Below are 19,037 nucleotides of genomic sequence, written 5' to 3'. Positions count from 1 at the left end.
GGATGACGCGAAACGTCATCCCGGATCCGTCGCACAGGCGCGCCGCACATGGCCCGCGGCGCGTTCAGCTCAATGCGTGATCTTCGTGCCGAGCACGGCCAGGAACTGGGCCAGCCAGGCCGGATGCGCGGGCCAGGCCGGCGCGGTCACCAGGTTGCCGTCGGTATGGGCCTGGTCGATGGCGATCTCGGCATAGGTGCCGCCCGCCAGCCGCACCTCGGGCGCGCAGGCCGGATAGGCCGAGCAGGTGCGTCCCTTCAGGATGCCGGCGGCCGCCAGCAGCTGCGCGCCGTGGCACACGGCCGCGATCGGCTTTTTCGCCTGGTCGAAGGCCCGCACGATATCCAGCACCTTGTCGTTCAGGCGCAGGTATTCCGGCGCGCGGCCGCCGGGGATCACCAGCCCCGCGTAGGACGAGGGCTCGACGCGGTCGAAATCGTAGTTCAGCGCGAAATTATGGCCGCGCTTCTCGCTGTAGGTCTGCGCGCCTTCGAAATCGTGGATCGCGGTGGCGACGGATTCGCCGGCCTTCTTGCCCGGGCATACGGCATGCACCGTGTAGCCGACGGCCTGCAGCGTCTGGAACGGCACCATGGTTTCGTAGTCTTCGGCGTAGTCGCCGACCAGCATCAGCAAAGTCTTGCTCATTCTCGTCTCCTGGGGGTGGGGGCTGGGCGCCGGCTGCAACGCCGGTTCTTCTGCCTGCAGGCCATTGTGGCCCTGCTCGCGCCGGCGCGGGTGGTATCCCGCTACCACGCGTCGAGCGTCCCCTATTCCAGCGCGACGGTCACGGGCTTGGCGTCCAGCAGGCTGACCAGCACCTTGGGATCGATGCCGACCAGATAGCCGCGGCGGCCGCCGTTGATATAGACCACCGGATAGTCCAGCACCTCAGCCTCGACCCAGACCGGCATGCGCTTGCGCGTGCCGAACGGCGAAGTGCCGCCGACCTGATAGCCGGAATGCCGCTGCGCCACGTCGGGATGGCAGGGCGCGACCTTCTTCAGCCCGGCCTGGCGCGCCAGGTTCTTGGTGGAGACTTCGCGGTCGCCGTGCATGACCACGATCAGCGGACGCGCGGCCTCGTCTTCCATCACCAGCGTCTTGACCACTGCGTGCGGGTCCAGCCCCAGCTGGCGCGCGGCCTCGCCCGCGCCGCCATGGTCCACGTAGTCGTAGGTATGTTCCGTGTAGGCCACCTTGTTCTGCTTGAGGAACTGCGTGGCGGGCGTTTCGGAAACGTGGCGGGCTTTGCTCATGGATCGGGACGGGAGAATGGGCGGCGGGCCGTCGCTCAGCCGCGGGGATGGTGGGCCGCGTGCAGCGCCTTCAGGCGCTCACGCGCGACGTGGGTGTAGATCTGCGTGGTGGAGATGTCGGCATGGCCCAGCAGCATCTGCACCACGCGCAGATCGGCGCCGTGGTTCAGCAGATGCGTGGCGAAGGCGTGCCGCAGCACGTGCGGCGACAGCGGCGCGCGCACGTCGGCCAGCACCGCGTATTTCTTGACGAGCTGCCAGAACGCCTGGCGCGTCATGGCCTCGCCGCGGCCGGTAATGAAGAGCGCGTCGCTGACGCGCCCGGCGGCCAGCTCTGGGCGCGCGCGCGCAAGGTACTGGTCGATCCAGTGCGCCGCCTCGGCGCCCAGCGGCACCAGCCGGTCCTTGCCGCCCTTGCCCAGCACCACGCGCACCACGCCCTCGTTCAGGCTCACGTCCAGCGCGCGCACGCCGACCAGTTCGGATACGCGCAGGCCGGTGGCGTACAGCGTTTCCAGCATGGCCCGGTCGCGCAGGCCACGAGGCTGTTCCAGGTCGGGGGCGCGCAGCAAGGCATCCACCTGCGCCTCCGACAGGATCTTGGGCATGCGCGGCGCCTGCTTGGCCGCCTCCAGCGTGAGGCAGGGATCGCGCTCGGCGCGATGCTCGCGCAAGGCCCAGGCGTAGAAACGGCGCAGCGCCGCCAGCCGCCGGTTGGCCGTGGCCGCGCGGGTCTCTTCGTGGCGGAACGCGAACCAGGCTTCGATGTCGGCCTTGCCCGCCTGCGCCAGCGTCTTGGCCGGCCCGGCCGGCAGCGCCTGGCCGCCGGCCGTCTCGCCGTAGCGATCGGCCATCTCGCGCGCGTAGCTTTCCGGGTCTTCCAGCCAGCGCGCGAAGCCGGTCAGGTCGCGCCGGTAGGCCGCCAGCGTATTGGCGGACAGGCCATCCTCCAGCCAGACGGCGTCGATGAAAGCGTCGATGTCGGCCTGGGAAGCGAGCGGCGCGCGGGTCTCTGTCATGAAGGCGGCATGGGATGAAGGCTGGCGCACATTCTACGCATTCAACGCGCGCCCACGCCCGCCGCCGCGACCTGGAGCCAGGCCTCGAACAGCTTGAGCGCCTCCGAGCGCTCGCTGCGCTGCGGATAGCCGAAGAAGTAGCCCTGGCTGACGGTCAGCGATTGCGGCACGGGCAAGGCCAGCGCCCCCTGGTCCAGCGCGGGCTGCGCCAGGAAGCGCGGCATCAGGCCCACGCCCAGCCCGGCCTGCACCGCCGCCATTACCATCGTGAACAGTTCGTAGCGCGGCCCGCCCGCCGCCTGCGGACCATACAGGTATTGATTGGCCGCGTACCACTGGCGCCAGGCGTCCGGCCGCGAGCTCAGGTGCAGGTGCGTCAGGCCGGCCAGCGCCTCGGCGCCTCGGCCGGTGATGCGCGCGGCCAGCTCGGGGGCGCACACCGGCACCAGCTCGCGCTCGGGGAACAACAGCGCGCCCTGGGTACCCGGCCACAGGCCGTCGCCGTGATACAGCGCGCCATCGAAAGGCTGGTCCTTGAACTGGAAGGGCAGCGTGCGCACCGACAGGCTGACGGTGATGTCCGGATGGACGCGCTGGAAATCGGGCAGCCGGGGAATCAGCCAGGTGGTCGCCAGCGTGGGCACCACCGCGATATGGATGCTGCGGCCCATGCCGGTGCGGCTGACCAGGCCGAAGGTGTCCTTCTCGATCTGGTCCAGATGGTGACGGATCCGCCCGGCGTACTCGGCGCCGTGTTCCGTCAGCGCGATGCGGCGCCGCACCCGGGTGAACAGCTGCACGCCCAGCCGCGCTTCCAGGCTGGCGACCTGCCGGTAGACGGCGCTATGTGTCAGGGACAGTTCCTCGGCCGCGCGGGAAAAACTGCCCAGCCGGGCCGAGGCCTCGAAAGCCTGCAACGCGCTCAGATTGGGAATGCCGTTTCTCATGGCGGACAGAACCCCGAATGGCCGGCCTCGACGTGCCGGGGGATCAATAGATTGTGCAATTTTATCAATTGCATTGTGCGCTGATGGCACATATGCTCAGTCATCTCATTCTCGACTCATCGCGACGATACCCCTATGGCCCAGCAAGAATCCCGTCTCGGCGGTCACATCCTGGTAGACCAGCTGGTCGCCCAGGGCGTCAAACACGTTTTCTGCGTGCCGGGTGAAAGCTACCTGGCGGTGCTGGACGGCCTGCACGACGCCGACATCCAGGTCACGGTCTGCCGCCAGGAAGGCGGCGCCGCGATGATGGCCGACGCGCACGGCAAGCTGACCGGCGAACCCGGCATCTGCATGGTCACGCGCGGCCCGGGCGCCTCGAACGCGCTGGCCGGCGTGCATATCGCCAAGCAGGACTCCACGCCGCTGATCCTGTTCGTGGGCCAGATCGAGCGCGGCATGCGCGAACGCGAAGCCTTCCAGGAAATGGATTACCGCGCCGTCTTCGGCACCCAGGCCAAATGGGTCACCGAGATCGATCAGGTCGAACGCATTCCCGAGCTGGTCTCGCGCGCCTTCCACATCGCCACCTCGGGCCGCCCCGGCCCCGTGGTGATCGCGCTGCCCGAGGACATGCTGGTCGAGGCCGCCGCGGTGGCCGACGCGCCGCGCTACGCGCCCATCGACGCCGCGCCCTCGGCCGGCCAGCTGGCCGACCTGGAACAACTGCTGGCCAACGCCGCCCGGCCCGTCGCCATCCTGGGCGGCAGCCGCTGGAGCGAGCAGGCCGTGCAGCAGTTCGCCGCGTTCGCCGAGCGCCACGCGCTGCCGACCTCGGTGTCGTTCCGGCGCCAGATGCTGTTCCCGGCCGACCATCCCTGCTACATCGGCGACGTGGGCCTGGGCATCAACCCGGCGCTGCTCAAGCGCGTGGCCGACGCCGACCTGATCCTGCTGGTCGGCGGCCGCATGTCCGAAAACCCCAGCCAGGCCTACACCCTGCTGGACATCCCGGTGCCGCGCCAGAAGCTGGTCCATGTGCATCCCGACAGCGCCGAGCTGGCGCGCGTGTACCGCCCCACGCTGGCAATCAATACCTCGCCCGCCGCGTTCGCCGAGGCGCTGGCCGGCCTGAAGGCGCCGGCCGCCCCCGCCTGGGCCGACGACACCCGCGCCATGCGCGAGTCGTACCTGAAATGGAGCGACCCCGCCGCCATCCGCACGCCCGGCGCGCTGCAGATGGGCGAGGTCATGGACTACCTGAAAAAGACGCTGCCGGCCGATGCCATCATGACCAATGGCGCCGGCAACTACGCCACCTGGCTGCACCGCTTCCATCGCTTTACCCGCTACGGCACGCAGCTCGCCCCGACCTCGGGCTCGATGGGCTATGGCCTGCCCGCGGCGGTGGGCGCCAAGCGCGTGCATCCCGACAAGACCGTGGTCTGCTTCGCCGGCGACGGCTGCTTCCTGATGCACGGCCAGGAATTCGCCACCGCCGTGCAGTACGACCTGCCCATCATCGTGGTGCTGGTCGACAACGGCATGTACGGCACCATCCGCATGCACCAGGAAAAGCACTATCCCGGCCGCGTTTCCGCCACCGCGCTCAAGAACCCCGACTTCGCCGACTACGCGCGCGCCTTCGGCGGCCATGGCGAGCGGGTGGAAAGCAGCGAGCAGTTCGGCCCGGCCTTCGAACGCGCGCTGGCCAGCGGCAAGCCGGCCATCCTGCATTGCCTGATCGATCCGGAGACCATTTCCCCGTCGACCACGCTGGCCCGGATCCGCGACGCCGCCCTGCAGGCCAAGTCCTAGCGCCATCAGGCATTGCGGCGCGGCCCCCGCGCGGGGCCGCGCAAACCCGACTTGCCGCCCGAATTATTTTAGGTTTAAACTTTTCAGCATTCCGATTCCGAATACGGAAATCCATCACGGAGACCCAGCATGTCCTCGAATCCCTCGTTTCACTGGCAAGATCCCCTGTTGCTGGACCAGCAGCTGACCGAAGAAGAACGCATGGTGCGCGACGCCGCCCAGGCCTACGCGCAGGACAAGCTGGCCCCGCGCGTGCTGAACGCGTTCCGCAACGAGCAGACCGATCCGGCGATCTTCTCCGAAATGGGCGAACTGGGCCTGCTGGGCGCGACCATCCCCGCCGAATACGGCGGCGCCGGCCTGAACTACGTCAGCTACGGCCTGATCGCCCGTGAAGTCGAGCGCGTGGATTCCGGCTACCGCTCCATGATGAGCGTGCAGTCCTCGCTGGTGATGGTGCCCATCAACGAATTCGGCAGCGAAGCGCAAAAGCAGAAGTACCTGCCCAAGCTGGCCCGCGGCGAATGGATCGGCTGCTTCGGCCTGACCGAACCCAATCACGGTTCCGACCCCGGCGGCATGGAAACGCGCGCGGTCAAGACCGCCGACGGCTACAAGCTGACCGGCAACAAGATGTGGATCACCAACTCCCCCATCGCCGACGTGTTCGTGGTCTGGGCCAAGTGCGTGGGCGGCGACTTCGACGGCAAGATTCGCGGCTTCATCCTCGACAAGGGCATGAAGGGCCTGTCGGCCCCGGCCATTCACGGCAAGGTCGGCCTGCGCGCCTCGATCACCGGCGAAATCGTCATGGACGAAGTGGAAGTGTCGGCCGAGCAGATGATGCCCGGCGTGGCCGGCCTGAAGGGCCCCTTCACCTGCCTGAACTCGGCCCGCTACGGCATCGCCTGGGGCGCTGTCGGCGCCGCCGAAGCCTGCTGGCACACCGCCCGCCAATACACGCTGGACCGCAAGCAGTTCGGCCGCCCGCTGGCCGCCAACCAGCTGATCCAGAAGAAGCTGGCCGACATGCAGACCGAGATCACGCTGGCGCTGCAAGGCTGCCTGCGCCTGGGCCGCATGAAGGACGAGGGCTCGGCCGCGGTGGAAATCACTTCCATCATGAAGCGCAACTCCTGCGGCAAGGCCCTGGACATCGCTCGCCTGGCGCGCGACATGCTGGGCGGCAACGGCATCTCCGACGAGTTCGGCGTGGCCCGTCACCTGGTCAACCTGGAAGTGGTCAACACCTACGAAGGCACCCACGACGTGCACGCCCTGATCCTGGGCCGCGCGCAGACGGGCATCCAGGCGTTCTATTGATCCGCCCTGCCCTCGAAGAAAACCGGCCCTCGGGCCGGTTTTTTTTCGCCTGGCATTCGCTGTATCCGCGAAAGCCCGCATGGCGACAATCTGGCCCGCGCCGTACGCTGTAGGCATATTGGCCTGGCACTTTCCCTGGCGTTTGCGCCCCCCTTTTGCGTGTCCGACCCCGGCTTTTTTCGACCGACCAGGAGTCGCGCATGCAAGGCAACCCATCCCAGCGCCTGATGGCGTGCATCGCCATGGCATTCATCGGCCATGGCGCGCACGCCGCCACCACCCTCACCATGGCCACCGAGTACCCGGCCACATCCATGCCCGGACAAGGCGTGTCCACCTTCGCCGAGCTGGTGCGGGCCAGGAGCGGCGGCGAGGTGATCATCGAAGCCAGCTATGACGCCGCCAAGGGCATCAAGTCGGGCGACATGATCGCCGCCGTGCAAGCGCGCAAGGTCGACGCGGGCGGTGCCTTCGCCGGCGCGCTGGCGGAAAAGTACCCGCTGTTCGGCGTGTCTTCGCTGCCCTTCCTGGCCGACTCGCTGGCCAAGGCGCGCAACCTCAACAAGGCCGCCCGGCCAGCCTATGAAAAGCTGCTGGCCGAACACGGCCAGAAGCTGCTCTACACCACGCCGTGGCCGGCCTCGGGCATCTGGTCCAAGCGCAAGATCGACAGCCTGGCCGCGCTCAAGTCATTGAGCATCCGCACCTACGACGCCACCTCGCAGGACGTGCTGCGCAAGGCGGGCGCGCAGGCGCAGAACATTTCCTTCGCCGACGCCATGCCGCGCATCGCCTCGGGCGAGGTCAACGCCGTGCTGTCCTCGGGCGACGGCGGCGCGGGCCGCAAGCTGTGGGAACACCTGCCCCACTTCGCCGAGATCAACTACGCCATGCCGGTGTCGGTGGCGACGATGAACCTGCAGGCCTATCAGTCGCTGGACGCCCGCGCGCGCCACGCCATCGACCAGGCCGCCGCGCAGACGGAAAGCGAGCAGTGGAAACGCATCGATGGCCGGCTGCAGCAGAACTACGCCAACATGCGCAAGAACGGCGTGGCCATCAATACCAAGGTGCCGGCGTCCGTGCGCAAGACGCTGAAAGACGCGGCGGCGGACGCTGTATCCGCCTGGAAGACGACCGCCGGCCCTGACGCCGCGGCCATCCTCAAGCAGGCCGGCAAGCGCTAGCGGCCGCCAGCGCCGCGTCCGTTCAGGCGTTGCCGGACAGGTCGAACAGGCTGGTCGCGTCCAGTTCCAACACGGCCTCGTCGTGCTGGTTGAGCACCGTCCAGGCCCAGGTGATGATGCCCAGGTCCGGGCGCGAGGAAGACTTGCGCACGCCCTGCACCCTGGCGTCCAGCCGCAGCTGGTCGCCGGGGCGCACCGGCACGCGCCAGCGTACCTCGCCCAGGCCGGGCGAGCCGAAGGATTCCGAATCGTGCAGCGCCGCATCCACCGCCATGCGCATGGCCAGGGCGCAGGTATGCCAGCCGCTGGCGATCAGCCCGCCCCAGCGCCCCTCGGCCGCGCGCTTGGGATCCGTGTGGAACCACTGCGGATCGAACTTGCGGGCGAACTCCAGGATCTCGGCCTCTGTCACGGTGACGGGTCCGGCCTTGATCAGCATGCCGTCCTTGAACTCGGCGAACTTCATGGTGCGCTTTCCCCTTTCTTGATTTGAATCGAGCGTCTCAGATTAGCGCTTCGATCAAGAACGGTCCACGGCGCTTCAGCCCCTCGCGCAGCGCATCGGCAAAGCCCTCGATGGTATCCACGCTGACCGCGTCCACGCCCATGCCGCGCGCCAGCGGCACCCATTCCAGGTGAGGCTCCTGCAGGTCCAGCATGCGGCGCGCATTGCGGCCAGGTTCCAGCACGCCCACGTTCTTCATTTCGCCGTGCAGCGTGGCGTAGGAGCGATTGGCCAGGATGATGGTCAGGCAATCCAGGTTCTCGCGCGCCTGGGTCCACAGCGCCTGCAGCGTGTACATGCCGCTGCCGTCGGCCTGCAGCGTGACCACCTTGCGGTCCGGGCAAGCGACCGCCGCGCCGGTGGCCAGCGGCAGGCCGATGCCGATGGCGCCACCGGTAAGCATGAGCCAGTCGTGCGGCGCGCTGCTGACGCTGTACAGCGGAAATTCGCGTCCCTGGGTGATGGATTCATCGCACACGATGGCCTGCTCGGGCAAGGTATGCGCGACCAGGATGTTGACGGCGGCGCCGGTAAGCTTGCCGCTGGCGGGCACCTCGTAGGTCGGAGCCGGCGCGGCCAGGCGCGGCGCGTCGGCGGCGATGCCCAGCTCATCGGCCAGCCATTCCAGCGCCTGCGCCAGATCCTGTTCCTGCGTGGCCAGGACGACCTGCGCGCAATCGGGCGGCGCCAGCAGGCTCGGCTTGCCGGGATAGGCGAAGAAGCCCACCGGCGCGCGGGCGCCGGCCAGCACCAGGCGCCGCGCGTCCTTGAGCTTGGCCACGGCCAGATCGATCGGATAGGGCAGCCGGTCCACCGGCGTGCGCGTGCGACCGCGCTCGATGCGGCGATTGGAGGTCTCGGAGATCAGGCGCACGCCAGTGGCGCGGGCGATACGACCCGCTGCTTCCAGCGCGCGACCGCGCAGCGCGGCGCCGCCCAGCATCAGTACGGTGTTCTCGCCGCTGCGGATCGCATCGGCGGCCGCGCGCACGGCCTCGGCCGAGGTCCGCGGCGCGGCTTCGCGCGCCGCGATCACGGGCGCCGGCGCGCCCGCCGGCAGGTCCGTCCAGGCGGCGTCGGCCGGCAGGATCAGCGTGGCGATATTGCCGGGCTCGCGTCGCGCGACGGCGGCGGCCTCTGCCGCGTCGGCCGAGATCGCGCCAGCGGCGAGCGTGCGCCGCACCCAATGCGACATGGGCCGCGCCACGCCCTCGACATCACTGGTCAGCGGCGCGTCGTACTGCACATGATAGGTGGCATGATCACCCACGATATTGACCATGGGCGTGCGCGCGCGCTTGGCGTTGTGCAGGTTGGCCAGGCCATTGCCCAGGCCCGGCCCCAGGTGCAGCAACGTGGCGGCGGGCTTGTCGGCCATGCGCGCATAACCGTCGGCGGCGCCGGTCACGACGCCTTCGAACAGGCCCAGCACGCAGCGCATGTCCGGCTTGCGATCCAACGCCGCCACAAAGTGCATCTCGGACGTGCCCGGATTGGCAAAGCAGACGTCCACATCGTTGGCAAGAAGGGTATCGCAAAGACTGTCAGCGCCGTTCATCGTGTTTCCCTGGTTGTTATATCGAGTGCGGGCCGGCGGCTGCGCGCGAGGGCCCGACAGGCATGATAGGTAGGGTAACGCAAACCTGGTGGGGCCATCTGCGCGGCTGGCCATGGAACCATTCCACCCATTCCGGCTGCCGGAATTTCCGCCTGCGCTACGCCAGGATCTGGCCCAGAAAAGCCTGCGCCCGCTCGGAACGCGGCGCGCGGAAGAAGTTGTCCGGGGTATCGATCTCGACGATCGCGCCCTGATCCATGAACACCACCCGGTCGCCGACCTCGCGCGCGAAGCCCATTTCATGCGTCACGCAGATCATGGTCATGCCATCGAGCGCCAGTGCCACCATGGTGTCCAGCACTTCCTTGACCATCTCCGGATCCAGCGCCGACGTCGGCTCGTCGAACAGCATGATCTTCGGCTGCATGCAGAGCGCGCGCGCGATGGCCACGCGCTGCTTCTGGCCGCCGGAAAGCTGGCCCGGATACTTGGCGGCATGCTGCGGAATCCGGACGCGCTCCAGATACTGCATGGCATGACGCTCGGCGTCCCGCTGCGCCACGCCCTTGACCAGCATCGGCGCCAGCGTGCAGTTCTCGAGCACGGTCAGGTGCGGGAACAGATTGAAGTGCTGGAACACCATGCCCACCTCGGCGCGTATCCGCTCGATGTTGCCGAGTTCGCCGTCCAGTTCGATGCCGTCGATCACGATGCGGCCCTGCTGGTGCTCCTCCAGCCGGTTCAGCAGCCGGATGGTGGTGGACTTTCCGGATCCGGAAGGCCCGCACAGGATCAGCTTCTCGCCGGCCCGCACATCCAGGTCCAGCCGGTCCAGCACCTGGAAATCGCCATACCATTTCGACACGTCCCGCATCGTGATGATGGGCGCCGCGCAGTTCAATCCGTCCATGGCGTCAGGCCTTTGAGATATCGTGGTTGTCGCCGGCCCCGCTCCAGTAGCCCGGCACGGTCAACCGTTTTTCGGAGCGGCGGAACAGATACGCCAGCACGCTGCACAGCGCGAAATAGATGACGCCCACCATGGTGTAGACGGTCAACGCCTGGAAGGTGGCGCCAGCCAGCATTTCACCGGCGCGCATCAGCTCGTACACGCTGATCACCGCCACCAGCGACGTCTCCTTGATCAGCACCAGCGCGTAGTTGCCCAACGCAGGAAAGATCGTGCGCAATGCCTGCGGCAGCACGATGCGGCGCAGCCGCTGCCAGCGGCGCAGGCCCAGCGCGCGGGCCGCTTCGTACTGGCCCGCGTCCACCGACTGGATGCCGCTGCGGAACAGCTCGGCCAGATAGGCGCCGAAGTTCAGCGTCAGGCCCAGCACGCCGGCCACGAAGCCGTTGATCACGACGCCCATCTCGGGCAGGCCGTAGTAGATGTAGAACAGCTGCAGCAGCAGGGGCGTGCCACGGATGATGTCGATGTACACGCGCGCCGCGCGGCTCACCGCCGTGTGTCTCGACAGCCGGCACAGGCAGACCACGAGGCCCAGCGCCACGGCCAGGAATGCCGAACAGAAAAACAGCGCCAGGGTCCAGACCGTGCCTTCGGCCAGCGGGGTCAGGTACATGCGCAGGGTAGCGAAGTCCAATTCGAGCTCCTCGTCCGTGGCCTGGCGGCCTTACTTGCTGATCAGGTCCGGCACGCCCCACTTCTGCCCGATGGCGGCCAGCTCTCCGTTGCGCTTCATCTCGGCCAGCGCGGCATTGACGGCCCCGAGCAATGCGGCATTGCCTTTCTGCACCGCCATGCCGACCTGCCATTTGCGCTGCGGCTGGTAGCCGGTGTCCAGCTTCACGCCCGGGATGTTCTTGGTCTTGATCTGATAGACGATGCTGGGCGGATCGACGATGCCCAGGTCGATGCGGCCGGCGCGCACGTCGGCCAGCAGCGTGGAGTAGTCCTGGTAGGTGGACACCTTGGTGTCCGGCATGTCCTTGATCATGTTGAACTACACGGAATCGACCAGCACGCCGACGCGCTGGCCGCGCATGTCCTCGAACTTGCCGTAGCGCCGGGTGGCCTTGTCGCTGACCACGATGCCTTCGCCCCATTCATAGACCGGCGCCGAGAAATCGATGGCGCGCGCGCGTTCCTCGGTGATGAACAAGGGCGCGGACATGACGTCGGCGCGACCCGAAGTCAGGGTCGGGATCAGGCCCGAGAAAGGCACGTCCGACAGCTTGTCGGCCACGCCCAGATGCCTGGCCACGGCCGCCGCCACGTCCACCATGATGCCCTCCAGGCGATTGGATTGCGGATTCTTGAAACCGTGCGGCGGCGCGGAGGCCGTCGTGACCACATTCAACGTCTTGTCGGCGCGCACTTCGTCCAGCGTGCGCGCATGGCCCGCGGCGGCTTGCGCCAGCAGCGCGGCCGACGCCAGGCCGAGCAGAATGGATTTGAGTGTCATGGATTTCCCCTGGAATGAATGGATGCCGCGGGCGCGCCGATCAGGCCGGGCGCCCTTGCGGGTACTGCAGCACCGCGGCCGCCGCCAGCGCGCAGAACTCCTGCATGACGGTCGCGGCCAGAAAGGCCGTGGCGCCCTGCACGTCCTGCGGCGGCGACACGGTGTTGACATCGAAGGCCACGAAGTTCAGCCCGGCAAGCTGGCGCAGCAGCGCCAACCCTTCCTTGGGCGACAGGCCGCCCCACTCCGGCGTGCAGACGCCCGGCGCGCAGGACGGGTCGAAGATATCCATGTCGAAGCACAGATACACCGGCCGCTGGCCGATGCGCTGCCTGATCGCGTCCAGCGCGCCGGTCCGGTCGGCGTCCAAGTCATCGAAGGGCATGATCGTGTAGCCGACCTCGCGGCCGAACTCCAGCACCCCGGGCATGAAGGAGCTGCCGCGCGTGCCGACATGGAAACTGCGCGCCACATCCAGCAGGCCTTCCTCCGCGGCGCGGGTGAAGGTGGTGGCGGTGTTGTAGCCCGGGATGGGATAGGTGTCGGTGTGCGAATCGAAATGCAGCACCGCGAAGTCCGGATGGCGCCGCGCGACGGCGCGCAGCTGCGGCAACGTCACCGCGCCATCGCCGCCCATCGAAATGGGAATGGCGCCCGCGTCCAGGATCGCGCCGATGCCGGCCTCGATCAGCGGAAACGAGGCGTCGGGATCGCCGGGATGGCAGGCCACGTTGCCCACATCGACGGCGCGCAGGAACTCGGATGGATTGTCGATGCCGTGCCGGCGGAAGATGTCCACCGGCCGCAGCAGCCGCGACTGCTCGCGGATCGCATCCGGTCCCTGGCGCGATCCCACCCGGAAGGGATGCGTGCCGCAATCGAACGGAATCCCGACCACGCAGGCGCGGGCCGCGCCGGATTCCGGGGAGCGGGCCGGCGGCAGCCCCATGAATCCCGGCACGGGATGAAAGCGGACTTCAGCGGACTGCGGCACGGCGCGGCTCCTTGGCTACGGCCGGCACGTGTCGTGATTGGCCGCTAATTTAGATTTGATCAAATCGCTATACGATACAATCATGTCGAAATTAGATTAACGCGCAAGAAGCAGCAGCGCCAATTAGGGAGCTTCCCCTAAGTGCGATTCAAATACCTGACAAAAAAAGTATGGAATGCGCGGTGATGGCGTCGCTCAGAAGCCCCCAGCGCCGTCGCGGACCCACGGCCCGCCTGACGGATATCAGGATTCGCCGGCCACGGATATCGGCGTGGCGCGCAGCGCGCCGCCGGGAGGCTCCAGCTCGTAGAAGGGATGAGAACGTCCCAATGTGCGCGACACGCTGATGGCATGCGCGGTTTCGACTACCTGCGGACCAAACACGGCCTGCGCCTGTTCGAACGACCAGCGGCTGGATGGAACCGATACATTGACCGCGCCCAGGGGGATGCCGCCGGCATCCAGCACGGCGGCGCTGACGGTGATGTCGCCCGGGTAGAACTCGCCATTGGAACGCGCATAGCCGTGCCGGCGCGCGAACGCCAGTTCAGCCAGCAAGGCGTCCATGTCGGTGATCGTGGCGGCGGTATGGGCCCTGCGGTCGCTGCGCTCCAGCAGCCCGCGGGCCACGTCCGGATCCAGCCGCGCCAGCACCGCGCGGCCCGCCGCCGTGCAATACAGCGGCAGGCGCATGCCGACCGGCATGTTCACGAACATTTCCTTGTGCGTGGCGAAGCGCGCCACGTACACCATGTCCAGCCCGTCGGGCTCGGCCAGGCTGCAGGTTTCCTGGCAGTTGCGGTTGAGTGAATGAAGGAATGGGTTGCCGCCCAGCACCAGCGGGCTGGTCTGCACGTACTTCATGCCCAATTCCAGCGACCAGGGCCCCAACGAGAACTTCTTGCTGGCGGGATCCTTGCGCAGGTAACCCAAGGTCCAGAGTGTATGCGTGAAGCGCTGCACCGAACTCTTGCTCAGGCCCGTGGCCTCCGCCAGCTCGGGCAGGGTCATCGCCGGCCGTCCTTCGCTGAATGCCCTGAGCACGGAGACGCCGCGCGCCAGCGCGGCGATGAACAAGGGGGAATCCTCGGCGGATGGGGACTGCGTCATGGCGCGCGAAACAGGCATTGGAAAGCCGATAGCGTACCGCATAACGCTGCGCATATATCGGCTGGCGATCCCTTGCGCCACAGCCGGCAGCGATGCCCGTGCGCCGGATGCCGGGGATAGCAGGGCCAGCCGCGCGCGCAAAAGAAAACGGCCCGCGCGCGCGGGCCGTTCCGGGCCATCAGGCCGTGCTCAGCGGATCAGCGGATCGGCCACGGATACATGGCGCCGCCCTTGCTCCACAGCGCATTGGTGCCGCGTTGCAGGTTCAGCTTGCTGTCCTTGCCCACGTTGCGCTCGAACACTTCGCTGTAGTTGCCCACCGCCTTGATGGCGTTGTAGGCCCACTTCTCGTCCAGCCCCATGTTCTTGCCGGCGCCCGGCGTCACGCCCAGGATGCGCGCGACGTTGGGATTGTTGCTCTTGAGCATTTCATCCACGTTCTTCTGCGTGATGCCGTATTCCTCGGCCTCCAGCAGCGCGAACAGCGTCCAGCGCACGATGCCCAGCCAGTTCTCGTCGCCCTGGCGCACCATGGGGCCCAGCGGTTCCTTCGAGAAGCGTTCAGGCAGGATCTCGTAGTCGTCCGGCTTGGCGACCTGCGTGGCGCGCACGGCGGCCAGCTGCGAAGCGTCGTCGGTGAAGGCGTCGCAACGGCCCGACTCGAAGGCGCGCACGACCTCGGTGACCTTGTCGATCACCACCGGCTTGAATTCGATCTTGTTGGCGCGGAACCAGTCAGCCAGGTTGAGTTCGGTGGTCGTGCCCGGCTGCACGCAGACCGTGGCGCCGTTGAGTTCCTTGGCGCTCTTGACGCCCAGCTTCTTGTTCACCAGGATGCCCTGGCCGTCATAGAAGCTGACCGCCACGGCCGACAGGCCCAGCGAGGTATCGCGGGTCTGCGTCAGCGTCACGGTGCGCAGCAGCACATCGACTTCCCCCGACTGCAGGGCGGTAAAGCGTTGCTGCGTCGACAGCGCGGTGCCCTTGAACTTGGTCGGATCGCCAAACACCGCCGCCGCCACCGCGCGGCAGATGTCCACGTCCATGCCTTCCCACTCGCCCTTGCTGTTGGTGGCGGAGAAGCCCGACACACCGTCGGTCAGGCCGCATTGCACGAAACCCTTTTTCTTGACCGCATCCAGCGTGGGGCCGGCAACCGCCGCCTGGGACGCGCAGGCCAGGGCAAGAGCGCCGGCCGCCAACGAGAAGAACCGCTTCATATTGTTGTCTCTCCAGAATGCGCGCGCGGCAGCCTCGTAGACTGCCCCGCGCATTGAAATCCAGGTCCAGGATTGCGGACCGGTCGCCAGATTACGCCATGTCCATGGCGTGAACAACGGAACCGGGCCTAGAGAAAACCCGATGCCCGCGTTGCCGGGTAACGCCGTCGCGGTCCGGTGATCGAACTTTTTAAGGCACGCGACAAGCCAGGACTGCCAGACCCGCGTGCCATACTTTTTTCACGCGCCGACCCGCCCCGGGTACAGGCAAGAAGCAAGCAAAAGCACGGGCGACGCGTCCAGAGCCAGCACCTCAAGGAGGAGACAGATCGATGGCACACGCAAGCAAGCCGCAGCCCCGCCGCGCCTTGGCGCCGGACCGCCGTTCACTGATCAAGGCACTGCTTTGCGCCGCCGTGGTTGCCGCCGGCGCGGGCGCCAAGGCTGCCGCTGCCCCCGCCACTGGCGACTGGCCGGTCCGCCCCATCAGGATCATCGTGCCCTACACGCCCGGCGGCTCCACCGATATCGTGACCCGCATCGTGATGGAGAAGCTCGGTCCCAGACTGGGGCAAACCATCATCGTCGAGAACCGTCCCGGCGCCAACGGCAGCCTGGGCGCGGCGGTCGCCGCCAAGGCCGAGCCGGACGGCTATACCTTCCTCAGCATGCTGCCCGCGCACATCATCAACTTCCACCTGTACAAGCTGGGGTACAAGCCGCAAGACCTGACGCCGGTGACGCAGATGGCTGAGCTGCCGCTGTTCCTGTTCGTGTCCCGGGACCTGCCGGTCAACAGCCTGACGGAGCTGGTCGCCTACGGCCGTCAGCATCCAGACCAGCTCACCTATGCCTCCAGCGGCAATGGATCCAGCGCTCACCTGACCGGCGCCGACTTCGCGCTGCGCAGCAAACTGGCGATGACGCACGTCGCGTACAAAGGCAGTGCGCCGATCCTGACGGATCTGCTTGGCGGCCGCGTGTCGATGGTGTTCGATCCCATCCTGGTGCCCATGCAATACGTCAAGCAGGGCCGGCTCAAGGCGCTGGCTTTCACCGGCAAGGCGCGCTGGCCCACGGAGCCGACCATCCCTACCATGGAAGAAGCCGGCATGCCTGGCTTCGTCACCGGATCCTGGGCGGGCCTGATGGCGCCCGCTGGCACGCCGCCGTCCGTCATCGCGCGGATGGCGCGCGAAATCAGCGAGATTGTCCGTGAACCCGATGTCAGGCAGAAATTCCTGGATGCCGGTTTCCTGCCCGCCGAAAGCTCGCCCGAACAGTTCGCGGCGCTGATGCGGCAGGACTCCGATCGTTACGCCGACATCATCAGGCAGGCCCGCATCAGCCTGAATTGAGCTCCATGAAGGGAGTGCCTCATGATCGACAAATTCATGGACAGTCCGGAAGCCGCCGTGGCGGATGTGCATGACGGCGCCACGGTGCTGATCGGCGGGTTCGGCGGCGCGGGCATGCCCACCGAGCTGATTCATGCGCTGATCGACCAGGGCGCGCGCGGACTGACCGTGGTCAGCAACAACGCCGGCAACCGCGACACCGGCCTGGCCGCATTGATCAAGGCCGGCCGCGTGCGCAAGGTCATTTGTTCCTTTCCCAAGGCCTCGCATTCCTGGGTATTCGACGAGTTCTACCGGGAAGGCCGTATCGAGCTGGAATGCGTGCCGCAAGGCACTATCGCGGAACGCCTGCGCGCCGCGGGCGCCGGCCTGGGCGGCTTTTTCACGCCGACGGCTTACGGCACCGAACTTGCCGAGGGCAAGGAAACCCGCATCATCGACGGGCGCGGACACGTATTCGAGATGCCGCTGCGGGGCGACTTCGCGCTGGTCAAGGCGGACCGGGCCGACCGCTGGGGCAACCTGACCTACAACAAGAGCGCACGCAATTTCGGCCCCGTCATGTGCATGGCCGCGCGCATCACCATTGCGCAAGTCCGCGCCCGCGCCGCACTGGGCGAATTGTCGCCCGAAGCCATCGTGACTCCCGGCATCTTCGTCCAGCGGGTGGCGCAGGTGACGGAAAGCGCTTTCTCCAGCTGATGCATCGTTCAACAGGAGTCCGCATGTACTTCCCTCTCACCCGCGACGCCATGGCGCGCCGGCTGGCGCAGGACATTCCCGATGGCAGCTACGTCAACCTGGGCATCGGCATGCCCGTGCTAGTCGCCGCGCACCTGCCGCCGGACCGTGAAATCGTGCTCCACAGCGAAAACGGCATCCTCGGCATGGGTCCGCCACCGGCCGAGGCCGACATCGACCTGGAGCTGGTCAATGCCGGCAAGGCGCCCGTCACGCTGCTGCCCGGCGGCGCGTATTTCCATCACGCCGACTCTTTCGCCATGATGCGCGGCGGCCATCTGGACATCTGCATCATGGGCGGCATGCAGGTCGCCGCCAACGGCGACCTGGCCAACTGGTCGCTCAAGCGGCCAGGAGAAGCGCCCGCCGTGGGCGGCGCCATGGATCTCGCGGTCGGCGCCCGGCGCGTGTTCATCATGATGGAACACAACAGCAAGAACGGCGCGCCCAAGCTGCTGCGGCGCTGCACGCTGCCGCTGACGGGCGCCGGCGTGGTCAGTCGTGTGTATACGGATCTGGCGGTCGTCGACGTCACGCCCGACGGCCTGCGGGTACGGGATATGATCGACGGACTGACGCTGGAGGAGTTGCAGCGACGCACCGAAGCGCCGCTGCTCGTCGCCTGATGCTGCCCAACTCGCCGCCTCCCGGCTACGCCGCGCCGCTGGCCGCCGAAGACCATCCCGATCTGCTGCGTGGAGATCCCGACTACATGCTCACGCTGGCCCGGGGCCTGCACGTGATCCGCGCCTTCGGCACGCGCCGCCATCCCCAGACGGCTGCCGAGCTGAGTCGTCGCGCAGGCTTGCCGCGCGCCGTGGTGCAGCGCTGCCTGCATACGCTGATATTGCTTGGCATCGCGGAAAGACAGGGCAGGCTATACGTACTGACGCCACGCATCCTCGGACTGGGCTATGCCTATTTCTCATCTACGCCTCTGGTCTCGCTGGCGCAACCGGTGTTGGAAGAACTGAGCTCGACCATCAACGAAACCTGTGCGCTGGCCATCATGGAAGGCCATGAAATGCTCTATCTGGCGCGCTCTGAGGTGCACAGACTGTTAGCCACGTCCATGGGGCTGGGCAGCAGGTTGCCGGCCTATTGCACCTCCATCGGCCGCGCGCTGCTGGCGCAGCTATCCGAGCCGGCGCTGGCGCGCTATTTCGCCGCCGTGGACTTGCGTCGTCATACCGAATTCACGCTGGTCGACGAAGCGCAGCTTCGCACGGAACTGGTGCGCAGCCATGAACAGGACTACGCCATGGTGGACCAGGAATTGGTATTGAATGTGCGCGCGATATCGGTGCCATTGCGCTCAGCCAGCGGCCAAGTGTGCGGCGCAGTGAACGTCAGCGTGCTGGCTGATCGCGTGCCCATGCGACGGCTGAGCGAGGACTTCCTGCCGCCCTTGCGGCAGGCAGTGGAACGGATCCGTGAGTTCTTGGCAGCCTAGCCTGGGCCTGCCGTATTTAGAAGCAGACCTTGCCGCACTCAAGGGCAGAAGTCTTGCGGAGGTAGCTGGCGCTGAAGAATCTCTGCAACCCGTGGCGCTTTGGCACCTGCATCCTC

General features: G+C 67.2%; 18 protein-coding genes and 1 pseudogene. 7 read left to right on the top strand and 12 right to left on the bottom strand.

Going from position 1 to position 19,037, the window contains the following annotated elements:
* Positions 1–69: 69 nt before the first annotated feature.
* The 4 genes from AC6LJ9_RS27145 to AC6LJ9_RS27130 all read right to left on the bottom strand — a co-directional run bounded on the left by AC6LJ9_RS27145 (position 70) and on the right by AC6LJ9_RS27130 (position 3,225).
* Positions 70–648 (bottom strand): DJ-1/PfpI family protein, encoded by a 579-nt coding sequence (locus AC6LJ9_RS27145; protein ID WP_212315589.1) that lies wholly within the window; start codon positions 646–648, stop codon positions 70–72.
* Positions 649–770: 122 nt separating this feature from the next.
* Complete coding sequence (gene ybaK, locus AC6LJ9_RS27140) at positions 771–1,259, bottom strand: Cys-tRNA(Pro) deacylase (RefSeq protein WP_103275764.1); 489 nt, start codon at positions 1,257–1,259, stop codon at positions 771–773.
* 35 nt (positions 1,260–1,294) lie between these two features.
* Positions 1,295–2,278 carry a site-specific tyrosine recombinase XerD gene (gene xerD, locus AC6LJ9_RS27135; RefSeq protein ID WP_498149954.1) on the bottom strand — a complete coding sequence of 328 codons (984 nt, stop codon included), beginning with the start codon at positions 2,276–2,278 and terminating at the stop codon, positions 1,295–1,297.
* A gap of 41 nt (positions 2,279–2,319) precedes the next feature.
* A complete protein-coding gene (locus AC6LJ9_RS27130) occupies positions 2,320–3,225 on the bottom strand; it encodes a LysR substrate-binding domain-containing protein (RefSeq protein ID WP_212315592.1) in 906 nt (301 codons plus the stop codon).
* A 135-nt stretch (positions 3,226–3,360) separates the two neighbouring features.
* Between AC6LJ9_RS27130 and AC6LJ9_RS27125 the strand changes: the two genes are divergently transcribed.
* From AC6LJ9_RS27125 to AC6LJ9_RS27115, 3 genes are all read left to right on the top strand, one after another.
* Positions 3,361–5,043 (top strand): thiamine pyrophosphate-binding protein, encoded by a 1,683-nt coding sequence (locus AC6LJ9_RS27125; protein ID WP_498149953.1) that lies wholly within the window; start codon positions 3,361–3,363, stop codon positions 5,041–5,043.
* 129 nt (positions 5,044–5,172) lie between these two features.
* The gene (locus AC6LJ9_RS27120; RefSeq protein ID WP_103275767.1) at positions 5,173–6,366 is read left to right on the top strand and encodes an acyl-CoA dehydrogenase; all 1,194 of its coding nucleotides are present in this window, start codon (positions 5,173–5,175) and stop codon (positions 6,364–6,366) included.
* Between the two features lie 200 nt (positions 6,367–6,566).
* Complete coding sequence (locus AC6LJ9_RS27115; RefSeq protein ID WP_498149952.1) at positions 6,567–7,553, top strand: TRAP transporter substrate-binding protein; 987 nt, start codon at positions 6,567–6,569, stop codon at positions 7,551–7,553.
* A gap of 22 nt (positions 7,554–7,575) precedes the next feature.
* Here AC6LJ9_RS27115 and AC6LJ9_RS27110 read toward each other — a convergent pair whose 3' ends face one another.
* The 8 genes and pseudogenes from AC6LJ9_RS27110 to AC6LJ9_RS27075 all read right to left on the bottom strand — a co-directional run bounded on the left by AC6LJ9_RS27110 (position 7,576) and on the right by AC6LJ9_RS27075 (position 15,369).
* Positions 7,576–8,019, bottom strand: a complete 444-nt coding sequence (locus AC6LJ9_RS27110; protein ID WP_498149951.1) for a MaoC family dehydratase — start codon at positions 8,017–8,019, stop codon at positions 7,576–7,578.
* Between the two features lie 37 nt (positions 8,020–8,056).
* Positions 8,057–9,616 (bottom strand): acetolactate synthase large subunit, encoded by a 1,560-nt coding sequence (locus AC6LJ9_RS27105; protein ID WP_498149950.1) that lies wholly within the window; start codon positions 9,614–9,616, stop codon positions 8,057–8,059.
* A gap of 157 nt (positions 9,617–9,773) precedes the next feature.
* Positions 9,774–10,526 carry an amino acid ABC transporter ATP-binding protein gene (locus AC6LJ9_RS27100; protein WP_498149949.1) on the bottom strand — a complete coding sequence of 251 codons (753 nt, stop codon included), beginning with the start codon at positions 10,524–10,526 and terminating at the stop codon, positions 9,774–9,776.
* 4 nt (positions 10,527–10,530) lie between these two features.
* On the bottom strand, positions 10,531–11,223 hold the full coding sequence (locus AC6LJ9_RS27095) for an amino acid ABC transporter permease (RefSeq protein ID WP_498149948.1): 693 nt from the start codon (positions 11,221–11,223) through the stop codon (positions 10,531–10,533).
* A gap of 30 nt (positions 11,224–11,253) precedes the next feature.
* Positions 11,254–12,045, bottom strand: a pseudogene (locus AC6LJ9_RS27090) (ABC transporter substrate-binding protein).
* 40 nt (positions 12,046–12,085) lie between these two features.
* Positions 12,086–12,994, bottom strand: a complete 909-nt coding sequence (locus tag AC6LJ9_RS27085) for an arginase family protein (protein WP_498149956.1) — start codon at positions 12,992–12,994, stop codon at positions 12,086–12,088.
* A gap of 288 nt (positions 12,995–13,282) precedes the next feature.
* Positions 13,283–14,149 (bottom strand): IclR family transcriptional regulator, encoded by an 867-nt coding sequence (locus AC6LJ9_RS27080; RefSeq protein ID WP_498149955.1) that lies wholly within the window; start codon positions 14,147–14,149, stop codon positions 13,283–13,285.
* A gap of 197 nt (positions 14,150–14,346) precedes the next feature.
* Complete coding sequence (locus tag AC6LJ9_RS27075) at positions 14,347–15,369, bottom strand: amino acid ABC transporter substrate-binding protein (protein WP_103275774.1); 1,023 nt, start codon at positions 15,367–15,369, stop codon at positions 14,347–14,349.
* Positions 15,370–15,701: 332 nt separating this feature from the next.
* Here AC6LJ9_RS27075 and AC6LJ9_RS27070 point away from each other — a divergent pair, with 332 nt between their 5' ends.
* Genes AC6LJ9_RS27070 through AC6LJ9_RS27055 form a run of 4 tightly spaced genes read left to right on the top strand, consistent with a single transcriptional unit; the run spans position 15,702 to position 18,921 of the window.
* The gene (locus AC6LJ9_RS27070; RefSeq protein ID WP_498149947.1) at positions 15,702–16,727 is read left to right on the top strand and encodes a Bug family tripartite tricarboxylate transporter substrate binding protein; all 1,026 of its coding nucleotides are present in this window, start codon (positions 15,702–15,704) and stop codon (positions 16,725–16,727) included.
* Between the two features lie 21 nt (positions 16,728–16,748).
* Complete coding sequence (locus AC6LJ9_RS27065; protein WP_498149946.1) at positions 16,749–17,429, top strand: 3-oxoacid CoA-transferase subunit A; 681 nt, start codon at positions 16,749–16,751, stop codon at positions 17,427–17,429.
* A gap of 23 nt (positions 17,430–17,452) precedes the next feature.
* Positions 17,453–18,094 carry a 3-oxoacid CoA-transferase subunit B gene (locus AC6LJ9_RS27060; RefSeq protein WP_498149945.1) on the top strand — a complete coding sequence of 214 codons (642 nt, stop codon included), beginning with the start codon at positions 17,453–17,455 and terminating at the stop codon, positions 18,092–18,094.
* Positions 18,094–18,921, top strand: a complete 828-nt coding sequence (locus tag AC6LJ9_RS27055) for an IclR family transcriptional regulator domain-containing protein (protein WP_498149944.1) — start codon at positions 18,094–18,096, stop codon at positions 18,919–18,921. Before AC6LJ9_RS27060 ends, AC6LJ9_RS27055 begins: the two co-directional genes overlap by 1 nt.
* Positions 18,922–19,037 lie beyond the last annotated feature (116 nt).

Source organism: Achromobacter sp. 1011811831 (assembly GCF_059760905.1).
The sequence above is the reverse complement of the archived record's forward strand: the minus strand, read 5'-3'. Positions and strand labels throughout refer to the sequence as shown.

Bases quoted from the DNA above. Each gene is read 5' to 3' on its own strand.
- AC6LJ9_RS27145 (WP_212315589.1), bottom strand. From the start codon at position 648: ATGAGCAAGACTTTGCTGATGCTGGTCGGCGACTACGCCGAAGACTAC.
- ybaK (WP_103275764.1), bottom strand. From the start codon at position 1,259: ATGAGCAAAGCCCGCCACGTTTCCGAAACGCCCGCCACGCAGTTCCTC.
- xerD (WP_498149954.1), bottom strand. From the start codon at position 2,278: ATGACAGAGACCCGCGCGCCGCTCGCTTCCCAGGCCGACATCGACGCT.
- AC6LJ9_RS27130 (WP_212315592.1), bottom strand. From the start codon at position 3,225: ATGAGAAACGGCATTCCCAATCTGAGCGCGTTGCAGGCTTTCGAGGCC.
- AC6LJ9_RS27125 (WP_498149953.1), top strand. From the start codon at position 3,361: ATGGCCCAGCAAGAATCCCGTCTCGGCGGTCACATCCTGGTAGACCAG.
- AC6LJ9_RS27120 (WP_103275767.1), top strand. From the start codon at position 5,173: ATGTCCTCGAATCCCTCGTTTCACTGGCAAGATCCCCTGTTGCTGGAC.
- AC6LJ9_RS27115 (WP_498149952.1), top strand. From the start codon at position 6,567: ATGCAAGGCAACCCATCCCAGCGCCTGATGGCGTGCATCGCCATGGCA.
- AC6LJ9_RS27110 (WP_498149951.1), bottom strand. From the start codon at position 8,019: ATGAAGTTCGCCGAGTTCAAGGACGGCATGCTGATCAAGGCCGGACCC.
- AC6LJ9_RS27105 (WP_498149950.1), bottom strand. From the start codon at position 9,616: ATGAACGGCGCTGACAGTCTTTGCGATACCCTTCTTGCCAACGATGTG.
- AC6LJ9_RS27100 (WP_498149949.1), bottom strand. From the start codon at position 10,526: ATGGACGGATTGAACTGCGCGGCGCCCATCATCACGATGCGGGACGTG.
- AC6LJ9_RS27085 (WP_498149956.1), bottom strand. From the start codon at position 12,994: ATGGGGCTGCCGCCGGCCCGCTCCCCGGAATCCGGCGCGGCCCGCGCC.
- AC6LJ9_RS27080 (WP_498149955.1), bottom strand. From the start codon at position 14,149: ATGACGCAGTCCCCATCCGCCGAGGATTCCCCCTTGTTCATCGCCGCG.
- AC6LJ9_RS27075 (WP_103275774.1), bottom strand. From the start codon at position 15,369: ATGAAGCGGTTCTTCTCGTTGGCGGCCGGCGCTCTTGCCCTGGCCTGC.
- AC6LJ9_RS27070 (WP_498149947.1), top strand. From the start codon at position 15,702: ATGGCACACGCAAGCAAGCCGCAGCCCCGCCGCGCCTTGGCGCCGGAC.
- AC6LJ9_RS27065 (WP_498149946.1), top strand. From the start codon at position 16,749: ATGATCGACAAATTCATGGACAGTCCGGAAGCCGCCGTGGCGGATGTG.
- AC6LJ9_RS27060 (WP_498149945.1), top strand. From the start codon at position 17,453: ATGTACTTCCCTCTCACCCGCGACGCCATGGCGCGCCGGCTGGCGCAG.
- AC6LJ9_RS27055 (WP_498149944.1), top strand. From the start codon at position 18,094: ATGCTGCCCAACTCGCCGCCTCCCGGCTACGCCGCGCCGCTGGCCGCC.